At 61.2% G+C, this 25,040-nt stretch carries 23 protein-coding genes and 1 pseudogene; 13 read left to right on the plus strand and 11 right to left on the minus strand.

Annotation, left to right across the window (positions count from 1 at the left end; all coding sequences use genetic code 11):
- Positions 1-29 precede the first annotated feature (29 nt).
- From DQ393_RS10675 to DQ393_RS10690, 4 genes are read right to left on the minus strand one after another with little or no spacing between them, the layout of a single operon-like run.
- The gene (locus tag DQ393_RS10675; protein ID WP_112341760.1) at positions 30-866 is read right to left on the minus strand and encodes a carbohydrate ABC transporter permease; all 837 of its coding nucleotides are present in this window, start codon (positions 864-866) and stop codon (positions 30-32) included.
- Positions 863-1,786 carry a carbohydrate ABC transporter permease gene (locus DQ393_RS10680; RefSeq protein ID WP_112341761.1) on the minus strand — a complete coding sequence of 308 codons (924 nt, stop codon included), beginning with the start codon at positions 1,784-1,786 and terminating at the stop codon, positions 863-865. The genes DQ393_RS10675 and DQ393_RS10680 overlap by 4 nt, the downstream gene beginning before the upstream one ends.
- Positions 1,779-2,942, minus strand: coding sequence for an ABC transporter ATP-binding protein (locus DQ393_RS10685; protein ID WP_112341762.1), 1,164 nt, complete (start codon positions 2,940-2,942; stop codon positions 1,779-1,781). Before DQ393_RS10685 ends, DQ393_RS10680 begins: the two co-directional genes overlap by 8 nt.
- Positions 2,939-3,775 carry a metallophosphoesterase family protein gene (locus tag DQ393_RS10690; protein ID WP_112341763.1) on the minus strand — a complete coding sequence of 279 codons (837 nt, stop codon included), beginning with the start codon at positions 3,773-3,775 and terminating at the stop codon, positions 2,939-2,941. The genes DQ393_RS10685 and DQ393_RS10690 overlap by 4 nt, the downstream gene beginning before the upstream one ends.
- A gap of 234 nt (positions 3,776-4,009) precedes the next feature.
- Between DQ393_RS10690 and DQ393_RS10695 the strand changes: the two genes are divergently transcribed.
- The 6 genes from DQ393_RS10695 to DQ393_RS10720 all read left to right on the plus strand — a co-directional run bounded on the left by DQ393_RS10695 (position 4,010) and on the right by DQ393_RS10720 (position 8,225).
- Positions 4,010-4,219: a SlyX family protein gene (locus tag DQ393_RS10695; protein WP_112341764.1), complete on the plus strand. Its 210-nt coding sequence runs from the start codon at positions 4,010-4,012 to the stop codon at positions 4,217-4,219.
- A 112-nt stretch (positions 4,220-4,331) separates the two neighbouring features.
- Positions 4,332-5,084 (plus strand): peptide-methionine (S)-S-oxide reductase MsrA, encoded by a 753-nt coding sequence (gene msrA / locus DQ393_RS10700; protein ID WP_112341765.1) that lies wholly within the window; start codon positions 4,332-4,334, stop codon positions 5,082-5,084.
- Between the two features lie 120 nt (positions 5,085-5,204).
- A complete protein-coding gene (locus DQ393_RS10705; protein ID WP_112341766.1) occupies positions 5,205-6,128 on the plus strand; it encodes a bestrophin family protein in 924 nt (307 codons plus the stop codon).
- A gap of 64 nt (positions 6,129-6,192) precedes the next feature.
- On the plus strand, positions 6,193-6,732 hold the full coding sequence (locus tag DQ393_RS10710) for a sigma-70 family RNA polymerase sigma factor (protein ID WP_112341767.1): 540 nt from the start codon (positions 6,193-6,195) through the stop codon (positions 6,730-6,732).
- A complete protein-coding gene (locus tag DQ393_RS10715; protein WP_112341768.1) occupies positions 6,719-7,486 on the plus strand; it encodes an anti-sigma factor family protein in 768 nt (255 codons plus the stop codon). The genes DQ393_RS10710 and DQ393_RS10715 overlap by 14 nt, the downstream gene beginning before the upstream one ends.
- Before the next feature lie 22 nt (positions 7,487-7,508).
- Positions 7,509-8,225, plus strand: a complete 717-nt coding sequence (locus DQ393_RS10720) for a Bax inhibitor-1/YccA family protein (RefSeq protein WP_112341769.1) — start codon at positions 7,509-7,511, stop codon at positions 8,223-8,225.
- 333 nt (positions 8,226-8,558) lie between these two features.
- On the opposite strand, the gene dgoD is transcribed toward DQ393_RS10720, so the two are convergent.
- Both dgoD and DQ393_RS10730 read right to left on the minus strand, forming a co-directional pair.
- Complete coding sequence (dgoD, locus tag DQ393_RS10725) at positions 8,559-9,707, minus strand: galactonate dehydratase (RefSeq protein ID WP_112341770.1); 1,149 nt, start codon at positions 9,705-9,707, stop codon at positions 8,559-8,561.
- Positions 9,708-9,738: 31 nt separating this feature from the next.
- The gene (locus DQ393_RS10730) at positions 9,739-10,548 is read right to left on the minus strand and encodes a FadR/GntR family transcriptional regulator (RefSeq protein ID WP_169646382.1); all 810 of its coding nucleotides are present in this window, start codon (positions 10,546-10,548) and stop codon (positions 9,739-9,741) included.
- Between the two features lie 329 nt (positions 10,549-10,877).
- On the opposite strand from DQ393_RS10730, the gene DQ393_RS10735 reads away from it, so the two are divergent.
- The 5 genes from DQ393_RS10735 to DQ393_RS10755 all read left to right on the plus strand — a co-directional run bounded on the left by DQ393_RS10735 (position 10,878) and on the right by DQ393_RS10755 (position 17,135).
- Positions 10,878-11,309, plus strand: coding sequence for an OsmC family protein (locus DQ393_RS10735; protein WP_104824404.1), 432 nt, complete (start codon positions 10,878-10,880; stop codon positions 11,307-11,309).
- 117 nt (positions 11,310-11,426) lie between these two features.
- Complete coding sequence (locus DQ393_RS10740) at positions 11,427-11,906, plus strand: hypothetical protein (RefSeq protein WP_112341771.1); 480 nt, start codon at positions 11,427-11,429, stop codon at positions 11,904-11,906.
- Positions 11,907-12,137: 231 nt separating this feature from the next.
- Positions 12,138-12,746, plus strand: coding sequence for a TetR family transcriptional regulator (locus DQ393_RS10745; protein WP_112341772.1), 609 nt, complete (start codon positions 12,138-12,140; stop codon positions 12,744-12,746).
- Positions 12,747-12,805: 59 nt separating this feature from the next.
- The gene (locus DQ393_RS10750; RefSeq protein WP_112341773.1) at positions 12,806-13,954 is read left to right on the plus strand and encodes an efflux RND transporter periplasmic adaptor subunit; all 1,149 of its coding nucleotides are present in this window, start codon (positions 12,806-12,808) and stop codon (positions 13,952-13,954) included.
- A 22-nt stretch (positions 13,955-13,976) separates the two neighbouring features.
- A complete protein-coding gene (locus DQ393_RS10755; protein ID WP_112341774.1) occupies positions 13,977-17,135 on the plus strand; it encodes an efflux RND transporter permease subunit in 3,159 nt (1,052 codons plus the stop codon).
- 57 nt (positions 17,136-17,192) lie between these two features.
- On the opposite strand, the gene DQ393_RS10760 is transcribed toward DQ393_RS10755, so the two are convergent.
- From DQ393_RS10760 to DQ393_RS10775, 4 genes are all read right to left on the minus strand, one after another.
- Positions 17,193-17,936, minus strand: a complete 744-nt coding sequence (locus DQ393_RS10760; RefSeq protein WP_112341782.1) for a metallophosphoesterase — start codon at positions 17,934-17,936, stop codon at positions 17,193-17,195.
- Positions 17,937-18,164: 228 nt separating this feature from the next.
- Positions 18,165-18,638 (minus strand): VOC family protein, encoded by a 474-nt coding sequence (locus tag DQ393_RS10765; protein ID WP_112341775.1) that lies wholly within the window; start codon positions 18,636-18,638, stop codon positions 18,165-18,167.
- A 550-nt stretch (positions 18,639-19,188) separates the two neighbouring features.
- Positions 19,189-20,205, minus strand: a complete 1,017-nt coding sequence (gene pdxA / locus DQ393_RS10770) for a 4-hydroxythreonine-4-phosphate dehydrogenase PdxA (protein ID WP_112341776.1) — start codon at positions 20,203-20,205, stop codon at positions 19,189-19,191.
- Positions 20,202-21,386 carry a four-carbon acid sugar kinase family protein gene (locus tag DQ393_RS10775; RefSeq protein WP_112341777.1) on the minus strand — a complete coding sequence of 395 codons (1,185 nt, stop codon included), beginning with the start codon at positions 21,384-21,386 and terminating at the stop codon, positions 20,202-20,204. Before DQ393_RS10775 ends, pdxA begins: the two co-directional genes overlap by 4 nt.
- A gap of 464 nt (positions 21,387-21,850) precedes the next feature.
- Between DQ393_RS10775 and DQ393_RS10780 the strand changes: the two genes are divergently transcribed.
- On the plus strand, positions 21,851-22,198 hold the full coding sequence (locus DQ393_RS10780; protein ID WP_112341783.1) for a CAP-Gly domain protein: 348 nt from the start codon (positions 21,851-21,853) through the stop codon (positions 22,196-22,198).
- A 35-nt stretch (positions 22,199-22,233) separates the two neighbouring features.
- Here the strand turns inward: DQ393_RS10780 and DQ393_RS10785 are convergent, their stop codons facing one another.
- Positions 22,234-23,298 (minus strand): D-alanine--D-alanine ligase family protein, encoded by a 1,065-nt coding sequence (locus tag DQ393_RS10785; protein WP_112341778.1) that lies wholly within the window; start codon positions 23,296-23,298, stop codon positions 22,234-22,236.
- 394 nt (positions 23,299-23,692) lie between these two features.
- Here DQ393_RS10785 and DQ393_RS10790 point away from each other — a divergent pair.
- A pseudogene (locus tag DQ393_RS10790) lies at positions 23,693-25,040 on the plus strand (IS701 family transposase); the annotation flags it as partial.

The following is a 25,040-nucleotide window of genomic DNA, read 5'->3' on the forward strand; positions in this document are numbered from 1 at the left end:
TCGTTCTCCGTTTTCAAATTTCGAACCGGTCATCCTTTGAGACCGGTCATGGTGATGCCCTCGACGAAACGCTTCTGAGCCAGAAGGAATGCCGCGACGAGGGGAAGGGTGATGATGAGGGTTGCCGCCATGAGCGCGCCGTAGTCGTCGCCGGCTTCGGCGGCGCGGAAATACATGAGGCCCAGCGGCGGCGTGAAATATTCCTGCTTGGTGATGACGATCAGCGGCCAGTAGAGATCGTTCCAGTGCGCGACGACCGAGAAGATCGCGAAAGCCGTGACCGCCGGCCAGGCATTCGGCACGATGACGCGGGCGACGATGCCGATTTCCGACATGCCGTCGAGGCGGGCGGCATGGATCAGATCATCCGGCATGGCGCGGAAGAACTGCAGGAACATGAAGATCGCGAAGACCGAGATCGAGAAGGGCGCGACCAGGGCGGCGTAGCTGTTCAGCAGCGACAGGCCGTTGAAGCCGACATAGAGCGGCAGCGCCGTCGCATGGATCGGAACCAGCAGCCCAAGCATGACGAGAACCATCATCGTGCGGGCGGCCGGAAACTTCAGCTTCGCCATGGCATAGGCGCAGGGGATGGCGATCAGCACTTGGAAGAAGAAGATCAGCCCGCAGACGAAGACGCCGTTGAACAGCAGCGTGCCCATCGAAACCTTGCTCAGTGCCTTGGCGATGTTCTCGACGTAATAGAAATGCGTCGGGATCAGCTTTAGCGCCGAAGTGAAGATATCGTCCTGCGCCTTGCCGGCGGTCGAGATCATGAAGATGTAGGGCGCGAGGAAGATGAGCGAGCCCAGGATCAGCAGAGAGAGGCGCAGGATGCGGCCGGGAGTGAAGCCTGTCGAGGTCATGTGTAATGCACCTGCCGGTCTTGGACGCGATATTGCAGGAAGGTCAGCACCACGAGGATGGCGAGAAACACCGTGGTCATCGCCGAGGCATAACCAACGCGGAGATAGACGAAGCCTTCCTGGTAGATGGTGAAAAGCAGCACTTCCGAAGCATGGTTCGGGCCGCCGTCTGTCAGGGCCTTGACGGTATCGAAGACCTTCACCGCATTGATGATGCTGATCGTGGTGACGAAGAGCGTCGTCGGTCCGAGCATGGGCCAGGTGACGAGCCAGAAACGGTCGAAGGACGATTTCGCACCATCCACTTCGGCTGCGGCGTAGAGTTCTCGCGGGATGGCGGTAAGGCCGGCGAGAAACAGCACCATATTGAAGCCGACCGATTGCCAGACGCCGATGATCGACAGGCTGTAGAGCGCGGTCGCCGAGGCGCCGAGCCAGTTCGGTCCGCGCACGCCGATTTCGCCGAGCAGCGCGTTGATCGGACCGATCGTCGGGTGGAAGAGATATTGCCAGACGGTCGCCATCGCGACGATCAGCGAGGCAACAGGCAGGAAGTAGGCCGTGCGGAAGAAGCTGCGGCCGATGCCTTCGCTTTCGATCAGCAATGCGACGCCGAGGCCGAGCACGATCGAGACGGGTGCGACGATGGCGGTATAGGTCGCCGTGTTCCAGAGCGACTTTATGAAGGCGCGGTCGCGAAGCAGATGCGCATAGTTCTCGAAGGCGACGAAGCGCAGGCTCTTGTCGCCGAGCTGGAAATCCGTGAAGCCGAGTACGACGACGGCGACGATCGGCACGATGATGAAGAGCACGATCAGGATGATGGCGGGCAGGGCGAAGAGGAGAGCCGTACGGGCTTCGCTGCGCTCGCGCGCCGCGGCCGCCTGCATCGGCAAGGAGGTGGCAGCGATGCTAGCCATGCGCCTTCTCCCGCGTGGCGTCGACGGTCGTCGGGCTCGCGCGCAGGCGGCGGCCGTCTTCGGCGAAGACCAAGGCCTGCTCGGCCGTGAGCGTCAGCGCAACCGGCATGCCGGCGGACAGGCCGGCGACTTCCGCCGGTGCGAGCTTGACGACCATGGTTTCACCGATGGCATCGAGCTTGGCGTAGAGGATGACTTCGGAGCCGAGGAACTCCATGCGCTCGATGTGGGCGGCGAGCGCATCCTGACGGCCCTGGGAGAGCTGCACGAATTCCGGGCGAATGCCGAGGGTCACGTTCCTGCCGGCAAAGGCACTGTCTTCGAGCGCCAGCCGGATGCCGCCAAAGGCGACGGTGCCGTTTTCGGCGAGCGCCGGCAGCAGATTGATGCGCGGCTGTCCGACAAAACGGGCGACTTCCACATGTGCCGGGTCGTCATAGATCGTCTGGGGCGATGCGAGTTGCAGCAGCTGGCCGCCGATCATGACGGCGACGCGGTCGGCCATCGACAGCGCCTCGGCCTGGTCATGCGTGACGTAGACCGTCGGCACGCCGGCGCGGCGGTGCAGATCGACGATCTCGCCACGGGCGTGAACACGCAGGTTGGCATCGAGATTGGAAAGCGGCTCGTCCATGAGGAAGACGGCGGGACGGCGCACCATGGCGCGGGCGAGCGCCACGCGCTGACGCTGGCCACCGGACATCTGGCCAGGTTTGCGGTCGAGCAGGTGATCGATCTTCAGCGAGACGGCCATTTCGCGGACATCGCGGATGATGCCGGCGCGAGTCGCGCGCTGGCCGGGGATCAGCGAGCCGATGAAAGGCAGGCGCTGCACGCGCGACAGGCGGCGCATGGCAAGCGGCACGGCAATGTTTTCCGAGGCCGTCAGGTGCGGATAGAGCGCATAGGACTGAAAGACCATCGCGATATTGCGATCCGCCGCGGCGACGCCGGAAACGTCCCTGCCGCCGAGGACGATTTCGCCGCTGTCTGCATGATCGAGGCCGGCGAGGATGCGCAATAGCGTGCTCTTGCCGCAGCCGGACGGGCCGACGAGAGCGATGAACTCGCCAGGCTGGACGTCGAGATCGACGCCTTTCAGGATGGCGTTGCCGCCGAAGGATTTGGCGATGCCGCGAAGCGAGAGCGCACTCATTCGGCCGGCTCCTTCTTTGCCTTCGGTGCTGCCTGCGGATAGACTTCCATGACGACATCATCGAGGAAGTAGGCGCTCATGCCGGGCACGGCGACGAGCTCGGTCGAGACCGTCTCGCCAAGTTCATGGATCGCTGCGCCGATCAGCCGTTCGCCCGGCATTTCGCGTTCCATCTCACCGAGGATAAAGGCTGCGGGCGGTGCCCAGACCAGCTTGGTATCGTTGAAGCGGCCTTCCCAGGTCCAGTGCAGGTGGCCACTGCCGAAGAGGGCCACGTCATGGGCCGCGATCAGATCGTAGAGCCGACGGCGCTGGGCGGGGCGCACGCTCCAGTAGCCGGTATCGCCCTCATCGGGCGCATCGACGAAGAGCGGCTTGTGGGCAAAGAGGGCGATGCGGCGCTCGCCACGGCTTTCGAGCTTCTCCTGCAGCCAGTCGAACTGCTTCTGCTCCTCGGCATCCTCGAAGCCCATCAGCATGCTGTTGAGGCCGATCAGGCGCCAGTTACCGATATCCTTCGCCCAGTAGTCCGGACCGACGAGGCGGCGCCAGCGGTCCAGCCGCTCGGGATTGACGGGCTGATAGGAGCCGGGCAGGTGGCCGACATCGTGGTTGCCGGGCACGATCAGCATCGGCACGGAAATCTGCCGCATCAGATCCATGGAAAAGAGGAGATCTTCGTCCTTGTCGGCGCCATCGACGCTGAGATCGCCGGTATGAACGACGAGATCGGCGCCGCTTGCCTCGATCCATTTCGCCAGCGGCTCCCAATTGCCGTTGAAATGCGGCTTGTTGGGGCTCAAATGCGTGTCGGTGATCTGGATGATCTTCAAGGCGCTTCTCCGCAATCTTCAGAATGGTGCGCCTGCGGAAGGGATTGCCCTCAAACCGACGCGTCTCTGCGCTCTCTTTAGAGGGGCCCCATGTCAGTCAGGTAACAGGTGTTTTCAGCTGTTTTTCAGTTTTGTCACATTGCCGTCAAACGACGCTGCCGCTTGCCTTACGCCAAATGGAAAGACTGTACGCGGCGGTACCGGTGCTGTAGATCGTTGTGAAAGGGATCAGACATGTCAGACGAACAGAGCCGCATCATCAAACTTGAGGAGACGGTCGCCTACCAGGCCAAGACGATCGAGGAACTTTCCGACCAGCTTGCCGAGCAATGGAAGGTAGTGGAGCAGACGCGGCAGAAACTTGATCGGCTGACCGAGCGGTTTCTGACGCTGGAGGAGCAGTCGCTCGACGCTCCGGCCATCACCAAGCCGCCGCATTACTGAGGGCCTCGTTCACGTTTCGGTGTTACACGCGGGCGTGTGTAACAAAAATCCCTGTCTTCCCGTATTTCCTTATGACCGGAGCATTTATAATCGCGGTCGAGAGGAAATCGTCATGAAGACTTTATCGACAGACACGATCCGCATTTATTCAGCCCGCGTCACTCGCTTGGCCGGCTTTGCGGCGATGGCGATATTGCTTGGCGGCGTTGCGCTGCAATTTGTCGGTCGCGCCTCTGCCGAGGACGCCCGCGTCATTCCCGCGCCGAGCATGGATGAAAAGGCATCCTCCGCCAATACGGAGACCGCGGTGCTTGCCGGCGGCTGCTTTTGGGGCGTTCAGGGCGTTTTCCAGCACGTCAACGGCGTGATCAGCGCCACATCCGGCTACACCGGCGGCAGCAAGAATGCTGCGCACTATGAAATGGTAGGCTCGGGCGATACCGGCCATGCCGAATCCGTGCGTATCGTTTTCGATCCCCATAAGATCAGCTACGGCCATCTGCTGCAGATCTATTTCTCGGTAGCGCATGATCCGACGGAGCTGAACCGTCAAGGCCCGGATACCGGCACGCAATATCGTTCAGCCATCTTCCCGACCAGCCAGTCGCAGGCCGATATCGCCAAGGCCTATATCGACCAGCTCAACTATGCCAAGGTCTTCGATGCTGCGATCGTCACCAAGATCGAGCCGGCTCGGCAATTCTATGCCGCCGAGGCCTATCATCAGGATTTCCTGACGACGCATCCGAGCTATCCCTATATCGTCATCAACGACCTGCCGAAGATCAAGAATCTTCAGCATCTCTTCCCTGGGGATTATCGCGCCGACCCGGTTCTGGTGACGGCAAGCGTCAGCGCGAAATGATGGTCTGCCTGACCGGCGAGCGATGCCCGCCGGTCAGGGCCGCCTTGCAAGAAATTCTCGTTACTCCCGATGCTGGTGTATTTCTGCTTCACCAGATAGTCATCGAGAGTGCGTTTCGTCATGATCGTCCGCGACCGGCCGAATCTCTTCCAGCTTTTCTTCATCCTTCGTGGGTCGATCATCCGACGCATTCTGCCGCAGATCATCGCCATCTTTCTGTTATCGGCACTGATCGTCTGGGGCCATGAGGAGCGACCGAACCTCATCGTCTCCTTCAACGGTTCGGCGCTTTCGCTGCTCGGCATCGCGCTTTCGATCTTTCTCGGTTTTCGCAACAATGCCTGCTACGACCGCTGGTGGGAGGGGAGGCGCGACTGGGGGCAGTTCGTCCAGCTCGCGCGCGGCTTCGCCCGGCAGACGCTGGTGCTGGAGAGTGAAGGCGGTGCGGGCGTCGAGGCGCGCAAAAACCTGCTGCGGCTGACCATGGCCTTCGCGCAGGCGCTGGTCTGTCTTCTGCGGCCCGGCAGCGACGAGGGCAAGGTGCTGCGCTTGCTTGCTCCAAGCGAGGCGGAATTCTACCATGCGGCCCGCAACAAGCCTGATCTCATTCTGCGCCTGATGTCCGCCGATCTCGCGCGGCTGAAAGCATCGGGTGTGATTTCCGATATCCAATATCAGATGCTGGATATCACGATCGGCCAGATGGGTGCGGTGCAGGCCGCCTGCGAGCGGCTGCGCAATACGCCGCTGCCCTTCGGCTATACGCTGCTTCTGCATCGCACCGCCTATCTCTTCTGTTTCCTGCTTCCCTTCGGCTATGTCGATACGCTCGGCTGGGGCTCGCCCTTCGTGACGGCCCTTATCGCCTATACCTTCTTCGGTCTCGATGCGCTGGGCGACGAGCTGGAAGACCCTTTCGGCAAGCGTCCCAATGCGCTCGCCATCGGCGCGCTTGCGGATACGATCGAGATCAATCTGCGCGAAGCGCTTGGGGAAACCGACCTGCCGCCGCTGCCGCAACCCAAAGATTTCCTGCTGATGTAAAAAATCGGCAAAAATATTCGTCGAGCGATGGAATAGAATCCGGAGTGCTTCCGTATATAGGTGTATGGAACGCAAAGGACGCACATTCGATGTTTTGGGGCAGCTCGGTTCGCTGAGACGTTATGCCCGCTCGCTCGTGCGCAATGCGGACGAGGCCGAGGATCTGGTGCATGACGCGCTGGTCAAGGCCTACGAGCGCAAGGCATCCTTCCGACGCGACGGCAATCTGCGCACCTGGCTGTTGTCGATCCTGCACAATGTGCATATCGACCGCCTGCGCCAGACGAAATCGCAGAACCGCCGTCACGAGGAGGCTGCGGCCGAACTTGAGCCGGTATTGCCGGCATCGCAGGATCATACGGTGCGCTTGAGCCAGGTCCGCGAAGCCTTCTTCAGTCTGCCTGAGGAGCAGCGCGAGGCGCTGCATCTCGTGGCGATCGAGGATCTCTCCTATCAGGAGGCGGCATCAGCGCTTGGCATTCCCGTCGGCACGCTGATGTCCCGCATCGCGCGGGCAAGGGCGAGCTTACGCTCTTTCGAAGAGGCGACCTCCAAAGTTTCACATCTCAGGCTTATCGAGGGAGGCGGCAATGAAAATCGTTGATCCGATCATCGATGCCGATCTCGACGCCTATGTCGATGGCGAGCTGACGCTCGCACGCCGTGTCGAGGTGGAATCCTATCTCTCCGAGCACCCCGAGATCGCGGCCAAGGTGATGGCCGATATGAGTATCCGCGGTGAATTGCGCATGGCGTTGGCCGGAGAAGGCCATGTCGTCCGCGCCGAAACGCGCGAAGCTGCCCGGCGGCTGGAGCGCGGGCTGGCCTATGGACGCATGCTGAGTTCTTTTCAGCGCGTCGCGGCCATTGCCGTACTGGTGACGACCGGCTGGGTCGCGCATACATCCTTCGGCGCCTTCACGGCAAGCGAAGTCAGCGCGTCGACACGGCCGCCGGCTTTTGTCGATGACGCAGTACGCGCCTACAAGACAACGGCGGTACGCGAAGAGATCAAGCAGCAGTCGATCGCGAATTACAATCCCGAGGAAATCCGCGCGTCGACGGCGATCGTCCTGCCGGAGCTGCCGGGTGGCTGGCGCGTCACCGACGCGCAGATCTATCCGTCCGAGTTCGGTCCAAGCGTCGAAATGATGGTCGATGCTGGCAAGGATGGGCATTTGTCACTGTTTGCCGTTCGCCCGGGCACATTCGCCGTCAAGGACGTCAGTCACGTCAAGCGTGACGATGTCCAGGCTGCCTATTGGCAGATCGGTGAAGTCGCCTATGCGCTGATCGGCAATGGCCAGGCGAGCCAGCTCGACGGCGATGCCGAACAGCTTGCCCGAAGCCTCTACTAGTTCGAATTAAAGGAGAACGACCATGAACCCGACCAATCCGCGATACGGCTACGGAGCCGCCGCCGGCTCGCAGGCGCTCTTCGACGAGGGGCTGCGCCGGCATATGCTGCGCGTCTACAACTACATGGGTATCGGCCTTGTCGTGACGGGAATCGTCGCGCTGATCGTCGGCACGACGCCGGCGCTCTATGTGCCGATCTTCCAGAGCCCGCTGAAGTGGGTCGTCATGCTGGCGCCGCTTGCCTTCGTGTTTTTCTTCTCGTTCCGCATCCAGTCGATGTCGGCCAGCACGGCGCAGATGATGTTCTGGGCGTTCTGCGCGGTCATGGGCCTGTCGCTGGCCTCCGTCTTCCTGGTCTTCACCGGCACGAGCATCGCGCGTACCTTCTTCATCGCCGCGACCATGTTCGGCGCGACCAGCCTCTACGGCTATACGACGAAGCGTGATCTCTCCAACATCGGCTCATTCCTGATGATGGGCCTGTTCGGCGTCATCATCGCCAGCATCGTCAATATCTTCCTGGGTTCGAGCGCGCTGCAGTTCGCCATCTCGATCATCGGCATCGTCGTCTTCGTCGGCCTGACCGCCTGGGATACGCAGAACATCAAGGAACAGTATGCCGAAAACTATGATCAGGAATCGCAACAGAAGCTCGCCGTCTTCGGTGCCCTGTCGCTCTACCTGAACTTCGTCAACATCTTCCAGCTGCTGCTGAACTTCACGGGTGAACGGGAATAGTTGGAATTAATCGCTTGAGCATGATCTGAGCTGAAGGGCACTCCACGCCTTCGGTGATCATGCTCCGGGAATGCGTCTCCCTGGGGGCTTGTTGAGACGCATGACGCGCCTGCAGTATCTGCGCCGATACTGCAGGCGCAACCTTTTTTGGGGGCGAGCCAACTTGGCTGAACCGCTCGCGAAAATCACCTTCGCCGCGGGGCGGCAAGGGGAAGGCGCCGGACCAGGAGAGCACCGTCCAAAGAAAAGGCCCGATAGCGCAGATCTGCTGCCATCGGGCCTTTCATCATTGGAGATATGCGGTTTCTCGTCCGTCAGGTGACGGGCGTGGTATTACCATTCGGCGACGCTGCCGTCCTCATGACGCCAGACGGGGTTGCGCCAGCGATGGCCTTCCTTGGCGCGTTCGATGACATAGGCTTCGTCGACTTCGATGCCGAGGCCGGGACCCTGCGGAATGGTGACAAAGCCGTCGGCATAGTGAAACACCTCCTTGTTGGAGATGTAGTCGAGGATGTCGTTGCCCTTGTTGTAGTGAATGCCGAGGCTCTGTTCCTGGATAAAGGCATTGTAGCTGACGGCATCGACCTGCAGGCAGGCGGCAAGCGCGATCGGGCCAAGCGGGCAGTGCGGGGCGAGCGCCACGTCATAGGCCTCGGCCATGGCGGCGATCTTGCGGCATTCGGTGATGCCACCGGCATGGCTGAGGTCGGGCTGGAGAATGTCGACATAGCCGTCCGACAGCACCGACTTGAAATCCCAGCGCGAATAAAGGCGTTCGCCGAGCGCGATCGGCGTCGAGCAATGGTTGGCGATTTCCTTCAGTGCCTCGCGGTTTTCCGAAAGCACCGGCTCCTCGATGAAGAGCAGCTTGTAGGGTTCCAGCTCCTTGGCGAGCACCTTGGCCATCGGACGATGGACGCGGCCGTGGAAATCGACGCCGATGCCGATATAGGGGCCGATCGCCTCGCGGATGGTGGCGATGGTTTCGACGGCCTTTTCCACCTTGTCATAGGTATCGACGATCTGCATTTCCTCGCAGCCGTTGAGCTTGATCGCCTTGAAGCCGCGGGCAACCACATCCTTGGCATTGTTGGCGACGTCGGAGGGACGGTCGCCGCCGATCCAGGAATAGACCTTGATCTTGTCGCGCACCTGGCCGCCGAGCAGCGAATGGATCGGCTGGCCGAGCGCTTTGCCCTTGATGTCCCACAGCGCCTGATCGATGCCGGCCAGCGCCGACATGTGGACGGCGCCGCCGCGATAGAAGCCGGCGCGGTACATGACGTTCCAGTGATCCTCGATCAGGAACGGATCCTTGCCGATCAGATAGTCTTCCAGCTCGTGCACGGCCGCCTGGACGGTGAGCGCGCGACCTTCGACCACGGGCTCGCCCCAGCCGACGATGCCTTCGTCGGTCTCGATCTTCAGGAATAGCCAGCGCGGGGGAACGATATAGGTCGTCAGCTTGGTGATTTTCATGGGAATGATTCCGTTTGGACTTCGGGTTGCGTCAGCGGCGCGATGCCGCGGATCTCGGGGTTTCGGGATTTGTTTTCCGGCCTTCGTCCAGCCGTCGTTCGACGGCGAGATCGCGGGCGGCAAGATCGAGCATGCGGTGAGCGCAGTCGCGCGCGGCGGCGCGGTCGCGCAGGCGCAGCGCCTCTACCAGTTCGCCGTGAACCGCAATCGCCTCGTCGCGGCTATGGGCGGCGACGTTGGAGGCATGGAGCGCATATTTGAGGCCGGCATGCATGGCGCTGGACAGGCGCCGGAAGACCTGATTGTGGCTGGCACTCAGAAGTACGTTGTGAAAGGTCACGTCGGCCTCCGTAAAGCCTTCCGGATCATCGCCGCTGTCGCGCATGCGCTCCCAGGCGTTTTCCAGATCGGCAATCTCGCGAGCTGTCGCCCTTTCCGCTGCGTATTCGGCGGCAGCCGGTTCGATCGTGCGCCGCGCTTCGAGGATCGAGCCGAGAATATCGAAATCGGCGATGTAGGGACCCATCCATTCCAGCACATCCTGGTCGAGAATGTTCCAGTCATCCTTGTTGCAGACCGTGGTGCCGATGCGCGGTTTGCCGCGCACGAGGCCCTTGGATTCCAGCACTTTGAGGGATTCGCGGATAACCGTGCGGCTGACACCGTATATTTCGCAAAGGTCGTTTTCGCGCGGCAGAGTCGAACCGGAGGGATAACGTTCGGCGCAGATGTCTTCGGCGATCGCGGCGGTCACGTTTTTGCGCACACGCGGGCGGCGCGCCGTCTGCGTCGAGGAGCCATGTCCTTGTTTTGCCAGGCCCTGTCTTTCCAGCGATTCCACCCTATCTCCCCCACACCGTTTCGCACGCTTTCCCAATATCTCCCCGGCCAAGGGCAGGCGGATCTTGCATGCAGGCGATGCCCGGCCAGCTTTCGCGGCCGTGTCGATATCATGATACGATAATCATCATACATTGGCAATATTCTTGTATGATGATTTGGAAAACTCGTATTGCCTTTTGGGATCGACGCCGCTTTTGTTACCGCGGCGTCGTCTTCAGCGGATAGAAGGGTTATGGTGGCGGTGCAGGTGGCCAAGCCGCTTGCCGTCGATCATCACGGGGAGGCGGCTTCCGCTCCCTAATTTCATTCAACGACAAGGAGGACGACATGCAGATCAATCGTACAGGTTCGGCTCAATGGTCAGGCGGTTTGAAGGACGGCAAGGGTCAAATCTCGACGCAAAGCGGTGCGCTCAATCATTATCCCTACGGCTTTGCCAGCCGTTTCGAAGGCGTTCCCGGCACCAATCCGGAAGAGCTGATCGGTGCTGCGCATGCCGGCTGCTTCACCATGGCCTTGTCGCTGATCCTCAATGAAGCCGGCTTCACTGCCGAAAGCATGGAGACGACGGCGAAGGTCACGCTTGAAAGCGTCGAAGGCGGCTTCGCCATCACCGCGATCCATCTGACGCTGACGGGCAAGGTTCCCGGCGCCGACGAAGCGACCTTCACCGAGCTCGCCAACAAGGCGAAAGCCGGTTGCCCGGTTTCCAAGGCGCTTGCCTCCGTTCCGATTTCCCTGGAAGTTCACGCCGCCTAGGCCGCAATTTCAGGTTTATGCGTCGCGCTAGCTGGCGCGGCGCGTTTCGTATATATTCCGCATCCGGGCATTGGGCTGTCATTTCCATTGAAATGCGGTGCTCACGGAGAGAGGCGAATGTCTGGAATTCTCTTGATTCATGTTGTCATAAGCTTGATTGCCATCATGAGCGGCATTGTCGTGGCCTATGGATTTCTCGTGGGCAACCGTCACAATCGGTCGACGCTCGTCTATATGCTGACCACCGTTCTCACCAGTCTGACGGGTTTTCTATTTCCATTTCACGGCGTCACGCCGGCGATCATCGTCGGGACTGTCTGTCTTCTCATCTTCATTCCGACGGCGCTGGCGCGCTACAGGTTTCATCTTGCAGGTATCTGGCGTCCCGTCTTCGTGATCGGCGCTCTGGTGCTGCTCTTCTTCAACTGTCTCGTGCTGATCGTTCAGTCGTTCCAGAAGATACCGGTGCTCAACGCGCTGGCGCCGAATGGCAACGAGCCGCCGATATTAGCCGCGCAGGTGGTGCTGCTGGTGGTGATCGTGTTCGTCGGCTTTTTCAGCCTTCGCCGCTTTCATCCGACGCTTATCGGCGCCTGAGCAGGCGACTTTCGCCGCTGCGATAAAATGCCGGACACTTTCGCTGCGTTCCGCGAGGAACGTTGTCGATGATTTAACTCTTGTTTCAAGTTGTTCGGCACATTCTCGGTTTATTGAATAGCATCCGAAAACCGCCTGTGGGTTGCAGGCGGTTTTCTTGACATCGGCGCTCTGATGGTTTACGAGTGACGAAAATTGAAAATCGTCACTCGTAAACCATCAGGCTTGCTCATGCTCGACCTTTCCGACGTCAGCGCCGATTCTGCCCGCCAGGAAAACATCACCCGCATTCTCGATGCCGCAGAAAAGCTGTTTCGCCACTATGGCTACAGCAAGACGAACGTGGCCGACATTGCGCGCGATCTCGGCATGTCAACGGCGAATATCTATCGTTTCTTCGGTTCCAAGACGGAAATCCATCAGGCTATCTGTGGGCGGATGCTCGGCCAGAGCTACCAGATGGCCCTTGGTATCCGCAATCAGCCGATCAGCGCGACCGAGCGGCTGCGGGCTTACGCGCTATCCCAGTACAAGATGATACTGGAGACCATGCTGGATGAGCAGAAGGTTCACGAGATGGTCATCGTCGCCATCGAGCGCGACTGGCATGTCATCGAAAAGCATATCGAGCGTACGCAGGCGCTGGTCGCCGAGATCATCGCCGAGGGCATCGCTGCCGGCGAATTCGCCGAACAGGATCCGCATCTTGCCGCCAAATGCTTCGCTGCGACGACCGTCGATCTCTGTCATCCGCAGATGGTGGCACAGTGCCTTGCCAAATCCTACCAGGCGGATCCCGAGGATATCATCGCGTTCGTCATCAGGGCTTTGAAGAAATAACAATGCGCATCCGGGTGCCCGGCGTGCTCTTACTCTTTGTTCGACTTTAGGAGAGCGACATGGTTTCGCTGACGACCAACACTTTACGGACCATTGCCGGCGCGGCTCTTTTTGCCGCTTTCGGGCTTGGGCTTGCGGGCTGCAATGAGAAGAAAGAGGAGACGGCGGAGGTGATCCGGCCGGTGAAGGTCGTCGAGATCGCTCAGGCTGATACAACGCGCAAACTCGATTATTCCGGCGTCGTTCGCGCGCGGACGGACATGAATCTCGGCTTTCGCGTCAATGGCAAGATCGTCGAACGCAAGGTGGATATCGGCCAGAGGGTAAAACCCGGCGATGTGATCGCCCGCATGGACGCCACCGACTATATTCTTGCGGTGCGCCGCTCGCAGGCCGATCTGGATGCGGCGGAAAAACAGGTGCAGACGACCGAGCTCGCCCGCACGCGTGCACGGACGCTCTTCGACAAGAATGTCACCTCCAAGTCGCAGCTCGAACAGGCGGAGCTTTCCTATGAGCAGGCCGTCTCGACCCGGGATTCCGCGGCTTCGGCATTGACCGAGGCGAAGAACCAGGTCGCCTATGCCGACCTGACCTCGGACATGAGCGGTATCGTGACTGCGATCAATGCCGATGTTGGCCAGGTGGTCAGTTCCGGCACGCCCGTCATCACCGTTGCTGTCGATGGCGAGAAGGAAGTGCAGGTTGCCGTGCCGGAAATGGATATCGCGCAATTCAAGGTCGGCAAGGACGTCAAGGCACGCTTCTGGTCCGACTCGGCTCTCGTCCTGGATGGAAAGGTGCGCGAAGTATCGGGCAGCGCCGACCAGTCGCGCACCTTCGCGGTGCGCGTGAGCCTGCCGAACGATCCGCGCGTGCTGCTCGGCATGACCGCGACCATCGAAGCGCTCGCCGGCAATACGCAGCCCTATGTGTCCATTCCGCTGAGCGCGCTTGCGCAAAAGGACGGACAGCAGATCGTCTGGATTGTCGATCGGAGCGGAGGCACGGTCCATTCCCGTGCCATCAAGGTTGTCGATTTCGCCGATGACGGCGTAAGGGTTGCCGATGGCCTGAAGGCCGGCGATGTCGTCATTGCCGCCGGCACGCAGTTCATGACCGAGAACATGAAGGTCAAGCTTCCGAGCGCTGGCGCTCAGCAGGCCTCCGCAGACACCAAAGCCGCCTCGGCGGATATCGTACGCTGACCCGGATCGAGGGGACGAGATCATGTCCATCAACAGCACCTCCGGCGAGAGGAAGCGTTTCAACCTGTCGCGCTGGGCGATCGCCCATCCAAGCATCGCTCGTTTTCTGTTCGGGCTCATCATCATCGCCGGCGCGCTCGGTCTCACCCATATGGGCCAGAAGGAGGACCCGGATTTCACCTTCCGCGTCATGGTCGTGCAGACTGTCTGGCCGGGCGCCTCGCTGCAGGACATGGAAGACCAGGTGGTCAACAAGATCGAGCGCAAGCTGCAGGAAACGCCGCATCTCGATTGGGTCAAATCCTACACCCGCGCCGGCTTTGCCATCACCACCATCCAGATCAAGGGCGACACCAACACCGCCGAGGTGAAGGACGCCTTCTACCAGATCCGCAAGAAGGTGGGCGATATCGGCAACGAGCTGCCGTCCGGCCTGCTCGGTCCCTATTTCAACGATGAATTCGGCGATACTTTCATCACGCTGCATTCGATCAGCGGCGACGGCTACACCTATCCGGAGCTGAAGAAATTCGCCATCCAGGCCCGTGACATGCTGCTCTCGACGCCCGGCGTCGAGAAGGCCACCATCATCGGCGACCAGGCGGAGCAGATCTATATCGACGTCTCCTCCAAGGTCCTGGCCGAGCGTGGATTGACGCTCAACGACCTGAGGAACGCCATTATCGGCCAGAATAATGTCGATCCGGCCGGCACCGTCGATACCAGCACCCGCTCTGTGCGCATCTCGGTCGAGGGTGACGTCAACAAGATCGAGGATATCAAGAACCTGCGGCTCAACGCCGGCGGCCAGGTGACCCGTCTCGGCGATATCGCCACCGTCACCGCCGGGCTGCAGGACCCCTATACCGCCAAGTTCCTCTTCAACGGCCATCCGAGCGTGCAGCTCGGCGTCGTCATGGCTCCTGGCTTCAAGGTGACCGATGTCGGCAAATCCGTTGAGGAAACTTATAAGCGCTTCGAAGCCTCGCTGCCGGTCGGCGTTCAGGTCGATCAGATCGCCAACCAGCCAGACGTCGTCACCGACGCGATCAGCGAATTCATGCATGCGCTCGGCGAAGCGCTCGTCATCGTGCTGATCGTCTCGTTCCTGTCGATCGGCTGGCGTTCCGGCCTCGTGATCGCCATCGCCATTCCGCTGGTGCTGGCCGCGACCTTCGCCATCATGTACGAGTTCGGCATCGACCTGCAGCGCATTTCGCTCGGCGCGCTCATCATCGCGCTCGGCCTGCTTGTTGATGACGCCATGATCGTGGTCGAGCTCATGGAGCGCAAGCTGGAAGAGGGGCTCGTAAAGCTCGATGCCGCGAGCTTCGCCTATTCCTCGACCGCCTTCCCGATGCTGACGGGCACGCTGATCACCACAGCCGGCTTCATCCCGGTAGGCTTTGCGGCATCGACGGCCGGGGAATATGTCCGCACGCTGTTCTACGTCGTCGGCATCGCGCTCGTGGTCTCCTGGTTCGTGGCCGTCTATTTCACGCCATGGCTCGGCTACATGATCCTCAAGCAGCGCCACCATGCCGGCGAGCATCATGACGTGTTTGACACGCGTTTCTATCGCCGCCTGCGGTCGTCGGTCACCTGGGCCGTGCGCCACCGCGTTATCGTTCTGCTCCTGACGCTCGCCGCCTTCGTCGGCAGCCTTTGGTCGTTCCAGTTCATCCCGCAGAATTTCTTCCCGCAGTCCTCGCGTCCGGAAATTCTCGTCGACCTGTGGCTGCCCGAGGGCACCAGCATCAAGGAAGTCGAGCGGCAGGCGCAGGCGCTGGAAGCCCGCATGGCCGATGATCCGGACAAGCGCTTCATCGCCACCTATGTCGGCCAGGGCGCGCCGCGCTTCTTCCTGCCGCTTGATCAGCAGCTCACCAATCCGAACTATGCCCAGATGCTGGTCATGGCCAAGGACGAGCCGGCCCGCGAGCGGCTGATCACGAAGATGCGCGGTATCCTGGCGGCGGATTTCCCCTCCGTCCGGGGCAAGGTCGACCGCCTGTTCCTCGGTCCTCCCACCGGCTGGCCCGTGCAGCTGCGCGTCATGGGTCCCGACCGGCAGGAGGTTCGCCGTATAGCCGACGAGGTGAAGCAGCGCTTTGCCCAGAACCCGCTGCTCGGTGCCATCCATGACGACTGGCTTGAGCCGGTGCCGGCCATGAAGCTGGTCATCGATCAGGATCGCGCCCGCGCTCTCGGCGTCACCTCGCAGCGCATCCGCCAGATGCTGCAGGCCACGATGTCCGGCGTCACGCTCGACAATTATCGCGAAGGTGAGGAAACCGTCGGGATCGTCGCCCGCGAGCCGGACGCGAGCCGTCACCTGCTGACCTCGGTGAATTCGGTCTATATCCCGACCGATAGCGGCGGCTTCGTGCCGCTGTCGCAGGTCGCCAAGATCGTGCCCGTGATGGAGCAAGGCATAGAATGGCGCCGTGACCGCCTGCCGACCATCAGCGTGCGGGCGACCCTGCCCGACAATGTGCAGTCGAACGACGTGACGGCCAAGCTCTACAGCGACATGGCTGATCTGAGGAGCAGCCTGCCGGCCGGCTACAAGATCGAGATCCAGGGCGGCGCAGAGGATAGCGCCGAAAGCCAGGCCTCGATCGCCGCCAAGGCGCCGATTATGCTCGTCATCATCGTCGTGCTCCTGATGGCGCAGCTGCAGCACTTCGGCAAGGCGATGCTGGTGCTCGCCACCGGCCCGCTCGGCATCATCGGTGCGGCCGGTGCCCTCCTGATCAGCGGCGCGCCCTTCGGCTTCGTCGCGATCCTCGGCGTCATCGCGCTGCTCGGTATCATCATCCGCAACTCGATCATCCTCGTCGACCAGATCGACCAGGATATCGCGGCGGGCATGAACCGGAAGGAGGCGATCATCGGCTCGGCCGTGCGTCGTTTCCGGCCGATCATGCTGACGGCGCTGACGGCCGTGCTGGCGCTGATCCCGATTTCGCGCGGCGTCTTCTGGGGACCGCTCGCCTACGCCATGATGGGCGGCATTCTGGTCGCGACCGTGCTGACGATCTTTGTCCTGCCTGCCGGCTATGCCCTGTTCTTCGGTCGCGAGCCCAAGAGCAAGTCGGTCGAGCCGCCGGCCAAGGAGCGGGCCGACGAGGAGGAGCAGAATACGATCCAGCTGCCGCCGGCCGTGGCCGCGGAGTAAAAGATCTGAAAGAAACAAATATCCCGGCTTTCGAGCCGGGATATTTGTTTGAGCCGTTCAGATCGATAGCAGGATCGTGTGTTTACCTTCGGCGATCTTCAGGATCGTCAGGCTTCCGCCCATGGAGACTGCCGTGTCGATGCCGATGCGGCCCGAGCCGAACGTGGGGCGCGAATGCGGTGTGTGACCGTGGACCACCAGCAGCGGCAATTGCGGTCCTTCCGACAGGAAGGGTTCGCGGATCCACATCAGGTCTTCATCCGTCTGATAGCTTAAGGGAATGCCGGGCTTGATGCCGGCATGGACGAAGAGCGTCGAGCCGAACGTGACGGCTACCGCCAATGAACGCAGCAGATCGACATGCGCCGGCGGCATGGCGCTGAGCGTCATGTCGCGCAATTGCTGGACGCTATAGCCAAGGTCGAAAAGAACATGCCGGGCATCGATGCCATAGGAGGCGAGCGTCGGCAGCGCGCCGAATTCGAGCCAATGGACGTTGGTATCGGGATCATCGAGAAAGCGCAGGAAGACATCGTCGTGATTGCCGCAAAGCGCATAGCGGTCGAAGCCTGCCGGCGGCGGCGCGCTGAGATGGGCCAGCACGTCACTGGAGCGCGGGCCGCGATCGACATAATCGCCGAGAAACAGCAGGAGCTTTCGGCCGGGAAGGGTGCGGGCGTCGGCAATGATACGCCTTTCAGCCTCCGCCATCTCGTCGTGGCAGCCATGGATGTCGCTCAGCGCATAGATCGCGGTATAATCCCGTCCCGTGAGATCGATGCGGTTCCGTTGCTGCTGCATGAAATCGACCGTTCCCTGCCGGGTCGTGCCTGAACGGCCGCGGCAGTCCAATTGCCTGAAATAGTGTCGAGAAACCCGCTTTCGGCGAGTCCTTATAGGACGGTATTCCAAGCATGGACCTGCCGCAAGTCTTACGAGCGCAGGCATTGGTCTGAACCGCTGAAATTGCAGGGAATTTCAGATCGCCGTCGGAAACCTCGCCCATGACGCGATCTCCAGAACGATCGCTCAACCGCGATAGGCGGCCTCGAGTCCGGCAATGTCGAGTTTGACCATGCCCATCCAGGCTCGCATGACGCGAGCGGCCTTTGCCGGATCCGGATCGGCGATATACTTGCGGAGAACCGCCGGCACGACCTGCCAGTAGACGCCATAGCGATCCGTCACCCAACCGCATTCCACCGGCGCGCCGCCATCGACAAGGCCGTCCCAAAGGCGGTCGACCTCAGCCTGGTCGGCGCAATCCACCTCCAGCGAGATCGCATGATTATATTCGATGCGGTCGCCGCCGTTCAGTGCCATGAAGCGCTGGCCGGCGAGCGTGAAGGTGACGACCAGAACCTCATCGGGCTTGCCGGAGGGCATGTCGACAATATTCTTCTGCACATGATCGATCCGGGAATCGGGGAAGAGCGAGACATAGAAATTCGCAGCCTCCTCGGCTTCCCGCGCAAACCACAGGCATGGGGCAATCTTGGACATTGGGTGTTCCTCTCTCGTTGGACTTCTCTAGCTAAGCTGCCGGAGGACGTCTGAGGAAACAGGATGCCGACACCGAGCTTTGAAAAATGCCTTTCAACGCGATGCGGGCGGGTAAAATTGTCTTTTAGATATCGATTGGGAACTCGCGGAGGGCGCCGCTGTCCCCCTTCTCCCCAGCGGGGAAAGGTGCCGCCAGGCGGATGAGGGGGTGCCCGCCAAGGCCACTAAAATCCATGAATTCAAATAGATAACCCCCTCATCCGACCCTTCGGGCCACCTTCTCCCCAAGGGGAGAAGGAGCTTACGGTGCTCGTCCGCCTCCATATGCGATAGCCCTGCCACAAGGGGGGAGATTGGTCACTCGCTGCACCTTCCTGCCTCAAGCAAGCATTAAACTTGCTGATTCCTGTGTTCCTGTTGTTTTAGCTGAAACGGAGCGACATACGCCCAACGATCTCCCCCCATGTGGGGGAGATGTCCCGAGAGGGACAGAGGGGGGCATTAGCGGTGCGATAGGCGAGAAAGGCATTTGGCCGATGCGACACCAAGCTCAATCGCTCGTCGCCAGCCTCTCCGCGAATTCGATCGCCTCGATCAGGCTGCGCTCATTGGCGATGCCCTTGCCGGCGATGTCGAAGGCGGTGCCGTGGTCGACCGAGGTGCGCACGATCGGCAGGCCAAGGGTGATGTTGACGCCGGAAAGATCCATCCATTTGCCCGTCGCGGGATCGATCTCGAAGCCGAGCAGCTTGACCGGGATATGGCCCTGATCGTGATACATGGCGATGACGGCGTCATACTGGCCGGCGCGCAGCTTGACGAAGACGGTGTCGCCGGGAACGGGACCGACGATATCGAGCCCGTCGGACACCGCCCTGGCGATGGTGGGCGCGGAGATATCGATATCCTGCCAGCCGAAGAGGCCGCCTTCGCCGGCATGCGGATTGAGCGCCGCCACCGCGATCTTCGGGCTGGTTATGCCGAGATTCCTGAGCGCCTTGTGGGTGAGGTCGATCACGAGGCGCAGCCGCTCGGGCGTCAGGCGCTTCGGCACATCCTCGAGTGCGACATGGGTGGTGACGTGGCTGACGCGCATATTGCCATGGGCGAGCATCATCACGGAGCCGCGCGCGCCGGTGAGCTCGGCCAAAAGCTCGGTATGACCGGCATAATGGAAGCCAGCCTTGTTCAGCGCTTCCTTGTTGAGCGGCGCGGTGACGATGCCGCCGACCTTGCCTGACAGCGCTAGCTGAACGCCCTTTTCGATCGCCTTGAACGCCATGCGGCCACCATCGGCAGAAAGCCGGCCCGGCAGGATCGGCTCTCCCTCGGCATCGGCCTGGATGAAGCAGAGGTTCGGCCAATCGGCCTCCATCTGCACGTCCGGAATTTCGATATCGAGGCCAAGCTGTTGCTCGGCAAGCCGCAGGGCAGGGCCACTGCCGATAATGGTCAGCTTCAGCTTACCTTCATCGAGCCTATCTTTGAGTCGTGCTGCAGCCTTGACGATGATTTCCGGGCCGATGCCGGCGGGATCGCCCATGGTGATTGCTAAGTGCCGCGTCATGGTTCTTCTCCTCCGGCAATCAGCCCGTTTTCACTTAAGAGATCGCGCCACAGGGTGGGGCCGCCGAATGCACCTGATTTCGAGATGACAGTGGTGCCCTGCCAGGGGCCGCCGACGATCGTGGAGCGCGGCAGGCCCGGCGCTGCCTGGCCGGTGATGCTGAGCGCTGACACGTCGAGCGCCGAGCACAGGTTTCGCAGGGTCTCGCCGCCGGCGACGATCAATGTGCCCGGGGCGGGCAATGCCCTGGCCATGCGGCCGAAGCTCGCCGCGATGCACCTTGCGGCATCGTCGCGTTCAAGCCCTGTCGGCAGGTCGAGGCTGACCATGGCGACGCCGCTTTGCCGGATTTGATGATCGACGGTTTTGGCATCAGCACCTTCGCCAAGCTTCAGCCAGTTGGGACCGCAGGCCTGGAGTTGCGCGAGCGTGATCGGCTGGTCCGAGCCGAACAGGCCGAGCACCGGCCTTTGCAGCCGGCGCGATATGGGAACGGAGGGGGCCGGATGGCGTTCGCCTGCGTCTCTTTCGGCGTGGGGCGGAAGCTGCGTTGCCAGCTCGATATTGCGCGCCAGAGCACGGGCGAGCCCGCCGGTGCCGCTCCAGAGAACCGGCCCCTCCAGCCGCGAGGACACACATGCGATGATGGCATCGAGATCGTCATCCGTATGCGCATCGAAAACATGGATGCCATCCGGAATGTGCTTGCCTTCGAGGTTATCGAGCGTCGTATGGAAGGCCGGCAATCCCTCGGCGCGCAAATGGGTCACGAGATCGCCGCTGACATCGCGCCAGGCGTCCTTGCCGGCATAAAGCACCTGCCGTCCGCCCTTCGTGTGCCGCCCGTGATGCGGGAAGGCTGGCGCCAGAATGCAGTGCCGCCAATAGCCGAGCCGGAAGCAGGCAGCCAATTCCGCCGCCCAGGGGCCGCGAAACAGGCTGTCCACCTTCTTGAAGGCGAGATCGGCCCCCCGCAGCAACGGCGCAATGCCGCCGACGATTGCTTCCGCCTCGGCGGCCGTCTTCTCGCGGGTGCGGCTATCGATCGCGAGGCAATCCGGCAGGTTCTCGGAAAGCGCATCGCTGCGCTCGACCGCGATCGGCCCGTAGACACCGACGAATTCGACGGCGGTATCAAGCGCGCCCGTGAGGTCATCAGCAATGAGGCGGAGAGTGGGCATGAACTTTAGGAGCCTTCAGCGGCCTTGCGGGTAGCGGATATCGGAGTGGACGGGAGACCTTGCGGCGGCTCGGACGAAGCGCAATCTTCAGCCTTCCATTAGGGATGTCAACGGGTTGCTTTGTCACCGTTTCATGTCGGGCTATGGCATATGGAGCAGGCAGGTGCCGCATGTACCTTCTCCCCTCGGGGAGAAGGTGGCCCGAAGGGTCGGATGAGGGGGCGATTGAACCGAATCCGAGAATTTCGTGCTTCCGGCAAATCCCCCTCATCCCCCTGTCGGGACCTTCTCCCCGAGGGGAGAAGGAGGGTGCGCGACAACGATCTCACCCCATATGCAATTGCCCCGCCGTTTCATTGATCGCGGCTGCGACGCCGGCCCGCGTTTACTCGACTGTGCATATGCGGCTATGCTTGTATCTCAACCACGCGGCGGATCGCTTCAGTCGCGTCAAGGAGGGCAGGGTGAGTTACGATTTCCATGTGGGCCAGAAGGTCGTCTGCATCGACGATACGTTCAAGCATGTCAGCATCGATCAGCTGATCCGCAAGGGAACGATCTACACCATCCGCTGGGTCGGCGAGTACACGCATTATGTCGACGGCACCTTCATCGGCGTGAAGCTGGAGGAGATCCATCGCGGCAATGATGACGGCCCGGAAGGCTATGGCGCCGCCGACATGCCCTATCGCGCCAGCCGCTTCCGCCCGCTGGTGAAGGACAAGATCGCTTCGCTCAGAAAGCTGCTCGCGCCGACGCCGGATGCGCCCGCCGAGCCGAAGGTGAAGACCAGGAAAAAAGAAAAGGTCTGACGGCGGGCGGCATCGGAGCCTGCCGTCGCTATGGATCAGCCTTGCCGCGCCCGCGCCAGCCCGTGCTCGATCAGGCGGCTGATCAGTTCCGGATAGGGAATGCCCGACGCGCCCATGGCCTTGGGATACATGCTGATATTGGTGAAGCCGGGCATGGTATTGATCTCGTTGATGGCGACGCTGCCATCCGGCCGTAGAAAGAAATCGACCCGCGCCAGCCCTTCGCATCCGAGCGCGCGAAAGCCATCCGCTGCCATGCGCTTCAGCACCTCTGCCGTATCAGCCGGAATATCCGCCGGCACGGTGACGACGGCGCCGTTCTGATCGAGATATTTCGCCTCGTAGGAATAGAAGCCGTGGGTCGCGGCCGTGGCGATCTCGCCCGGCACGGAGACGAAGAGCGAACCGTCAGGCTGTTCCAGCACGGCGCATTCGATCTCGCGGGCGCGCACGAATTCTTCCACCAGCACCTTGCGGTCATGCCGGAAGGCCTCGGCCAGTGCGCTCTCGAAGGATGCGGCATCCTGCACCTTGCTGACGCCGACCGACGAGCCCTGGCGCGTCGGTTTGACGAAGACGGGCGAGCCGAGCGTGCTCACGATCTCATTGAAATCTGGCTTGTCGCCGCGCGTCAGTGTGACCGAGCGCGCCACCGGCAGGCCGGCCTCGCGCAGCAGGCGCTTTGCCATATCCTTGTCGATCGCGTTGGCCGAGCCCAGAATGCCGCAACCGACGAGGGGCAGGCCGACGATCTGGGCAAGGCCCTGAATGGAGCCATCCTCGCCGTTCAGCCCATGCAGCACCGGAAACAGCACGTCGACCGCAGGCAGCTCGCGCGCGCCAGACCCTTCGATCGCCATCAGCCGCCCCTTGCCGCCCGGAACGAGGCAGACTTGCCGGCCTTCATAGGTAATCGGCTCCGGCAGCGCGCCGCCCTTTTCCTCCACCAGCAGCCAGCGCCCGGCACGATCGATCAGGATCGGCACGATCTCATATCTGGCGCCATCGATCGCCTTGACGACATTGCGGGCCGACATGACGGAAACCTCATGCTCGGTGGACTGACCGCCAAACAGAACGGCGACGCGTAGTTTCGACATTGAGGCTTTTCTCCCGGGCCAAAGAGGATGTGATGGGAGCAGGGGTTATACGGGGGATTGCAGCGGAATTGGGGTGGGGTGGCGTGATGGCGGCTTACCTAGCAGCGTCTTCATCTATGCCTATGTTTGCCTTATCAGTCACGGAAGCCAGAAAGGCTCCGCTGGTGTTGCGCTAGCAGGTTTTCAGGAGCGAGAAGAAGGTAAAGAAAAGCTATCAGAACTTCTTAACCACATTTATCACGAGATCTTCTATAACTGAGATTGTCTTGCTACGAGCCACTTCTACGGATGAGGGATGGGCGGCAGTATTTCTCACTCCTAGCACTACTTTGGCAGATTAACCGGTCATTTACGATGATGGGCCATCTTGGGCACTTTCACAGGGGTGCGCGAGATGTCGGAACTGGATGTTGCGCTGGCGGATTGGCTGAAGCCGTTCGTCGAGAAGCTTGGTCACAAGAAGCGGCGGCAGATGTGCCCGGTCTATATTTCGGGCCTCATCGGACCTGGTGATCGCAAGAGTATCGAGCCGATGGCGGAACGTCTGGCACCTGATCGCTACGACCGCCTGCATCATTTCATCTCGGATGGGATTTGGGATGCCGGTCCTCTTGAGGCGGAACTGGCGGTGCAGGCCGACAGGATTGTCGGGGCTTCAGATGCTTTTCTGGTGATCGACGACACAGGTCTACCGAAGAAAGGCGACCATTCTGTTGGGGTGGCGCCGCAGTACGCGTCGATGCTCGGCAAGCGCGCCAATTGCCAGACGCTGGTGTCGTTGACGCTGGCCCGCGACGAGGTTCCCGTCCCAGTGGGCTTACGATTGTTCTTGCCCGACAGTTGGACGAGTGATCAGGATCGGATGGCGAAGGCTGGTGTTCCCGAGGAGATGCGCCGATCCCGCACCAAACCGGAGATCGCGCTCGGCGAGATCGATCGGCTGATGGCCGCAGGCGTGCGGTTTGGCACCGTGCTTGCGGATGCCGGCTATGGTCTGTCGGCTGCGTTTCGCCAGGGGCTCAGTGCACGCAATCTCACCTGGGCTGTCGGTATTCCCAAGCATCAGAAGGTTTATCCTCATGATGTCGCATTGGTCTTTCCTGTCGCCGGCCATGGACGGCCACGCAAGCATTCGATCCCCGATACGCTGTCGACCGCAGCCGAAACGATCTTGGAAGGAAACACCTGGAAGAAGGTCAGTTGGCGTCACGGCACGAAAGGTCGACTGACAGCACGCTTCGCTGCCCTACGCATTCGGATTGCTGATGGCAACCCGCAACGCATCCTCGACAAGGGACAGCAGCACATGCCGGGCGAAGTGGCGTGGCTCGTTGGTGAATGGCGTTCAAACGACGAGCGCAAATACTACCTCTCCAATCTGCCGGCCGAGGCGACCTTGAAAGCGCTCACGGCGGCCATCAAGGCGCGATGGGTCTGCGAGCAGGCCCATCAGCAGATGAAGGAAGAGCTCGGCCTCGATCACTTTGAAGGTCGATCATGGCAGGGCCTCCACCGACACGCGTTGATGACGATGATTGCCTATGCCTTTCTTCAACATCAACGCCTCAACAAGGCAAAGCGGGAAAAAAAGGAAGAGGCACGGCCCGCCTAAGCCGACACTGCCGGCCATCCGACGCGCTGTCATAGCCGCGCTCTCAAACCACCATCCACCACAACGATGTCCTCACTGCCGTATCAGGTTCCTAATGACCCCAAATTCAATTCTGCCAAAGTAGTGCTAG

The organism is Martinezella tropici (genome assembly GCF_003287875.1).
GTDB lineage: Bacteria > Pseudomonadota > Alphaproteobacteria > Rhizobiales > Rhizobiaceae > Rhizobium > Rhizobium tropici_C.

Coding starts and splice junctions, on each gene's coding strand:
- DQ393_RS10680 (WP_112341761.1), bottom strand. CDS start 1,786: ATGGCTAGCATCGCTGCCACCTCCTTGCCGATGCAGGCGGCCGCGGCG.
- DQ393_RS10785 (WP_112341778.1), bottom strand. CDS start 23,298: ATGTCGAAACTACGCGTCGCCGTTCTGTTTGGCGGTCAGTCCACCGAG.
- DQ393_RS10685 (WP_112341762.1), bottom strand. CDS start 2,942: ATGAGTGCGCTCTCGCTTCGCGGCATCGCCAAATCCTTCGGCGGCAAC.
- DQ393_RS10695 (WP_112341764.1), top strand. CDS start 4,010: ATGTCAGACGAACAGAGCCGCATCATCAAACTTGAGGAGACGGTCGCC.
- DQ393_RS10740 (WP_112341771.1), top strand. CDS start 11,427: ATGTCTGGAATTCTCTTGATTCATGTTGTCATAAGCTTGATTGCCATC.
- DQ393_RS10775 (WP_112341777.1), bottom strand. CDS start 21,386: ATGCCCACTCTCCGCCTCATTGCTGATGACCTCACGGGCGCGCTTGAT.
- DQ393_RS10755 (WP_112341774.1), top strand. CDS start 13,977: ATGTCCATCAACAGCACCTCCGGCGAGAGGAAGCGTTTCAACCTGTCG.
- DQ393_RS10720 (WP_112341769.1), top strand. CDS start 7,509: ATGAACCCGACCAATCCGCGATACGGCTACGGAGCCGCCGCCGGCTCG.
- DQ393_RS10715 (WP_112341768.1), top strand. CDS start 6,719: ATGAAAATCGTTGATCCGATCATCGATGCCGATCTCGACGCCTATGTC.
- DQ393_RS10745 (WP_112341772.1), top strand. CDS start 12,138: ATGCTCGACCTTTCCGACGTCAGCGCCGATTCTGCCCGCCAGGAAAAC.
- pdxA (WP_112341776.1), bottom strand. CDS start 20,205: ATGACGCGGCACTTAGCAATCACCATGGGCGATCCCGCCGGCATCGGC.
- DQ393_RS10760 (WP_112341782.1), bottom strand. CDS start 17,936: ATGCAGCAGCAACGGAACCGCATCGATCTCACGGGACGGGATTATACC.
- DQ393_RS10710 (WP_112341767.1), top strand. CDS start 6,193: ATGGAACGCAAAGGACGCACATTCGATGTTTTGGGGCAGCTCGGTTCG.
- msrA (WP_112341765.1), top strand. CDS start 4,332: ATGAAGACTTTATCGACAGACACGATCCGCATTTATTCAGCCCGCGTC.
- DQ393_RS10705 (WP_112341766.1), top strand. CDS start 5,205: ATGATCGTCCGCGACCGGCCGAATCTCTTCCAGCTTTTCTTCATCCTT.
- DQ393_RS10750 (WP_112341773.1), top strand. CDS start 12,806: ATGGTTTCGCTGACGACCAACACTTTACGGACCATTGCCGGCGCGGCT.
- DQ393_RS10675 (WP_112341760.1), bottom strand. CDS start 866: ATGACCTCGACAGGCTTCACTCCCGGCCGCATCCTGCGCCTCTCTCTG.
- dgoD (WP_112341770.1), bottom strand. CDS start 9,707: ATGAAAATCACCAAGCTGACGACCTATATCGTTCCCCCGCGCTGGCTA.
- DQ393_RS10765 (WP_112341775.1), bottom strand. CDS start 18,638: ATGTCCAAGATTGCCCCATGCCTGTGGTTTGCGCGGGAAGCCGAGGAG.
- DQ393_RS10735 (WP_104824404.1), top strand. CDS start 10,878: ATGCAGATCAATCGTACAGGTTCGGCTCAATGGTCAGGCGGTTTGAAG.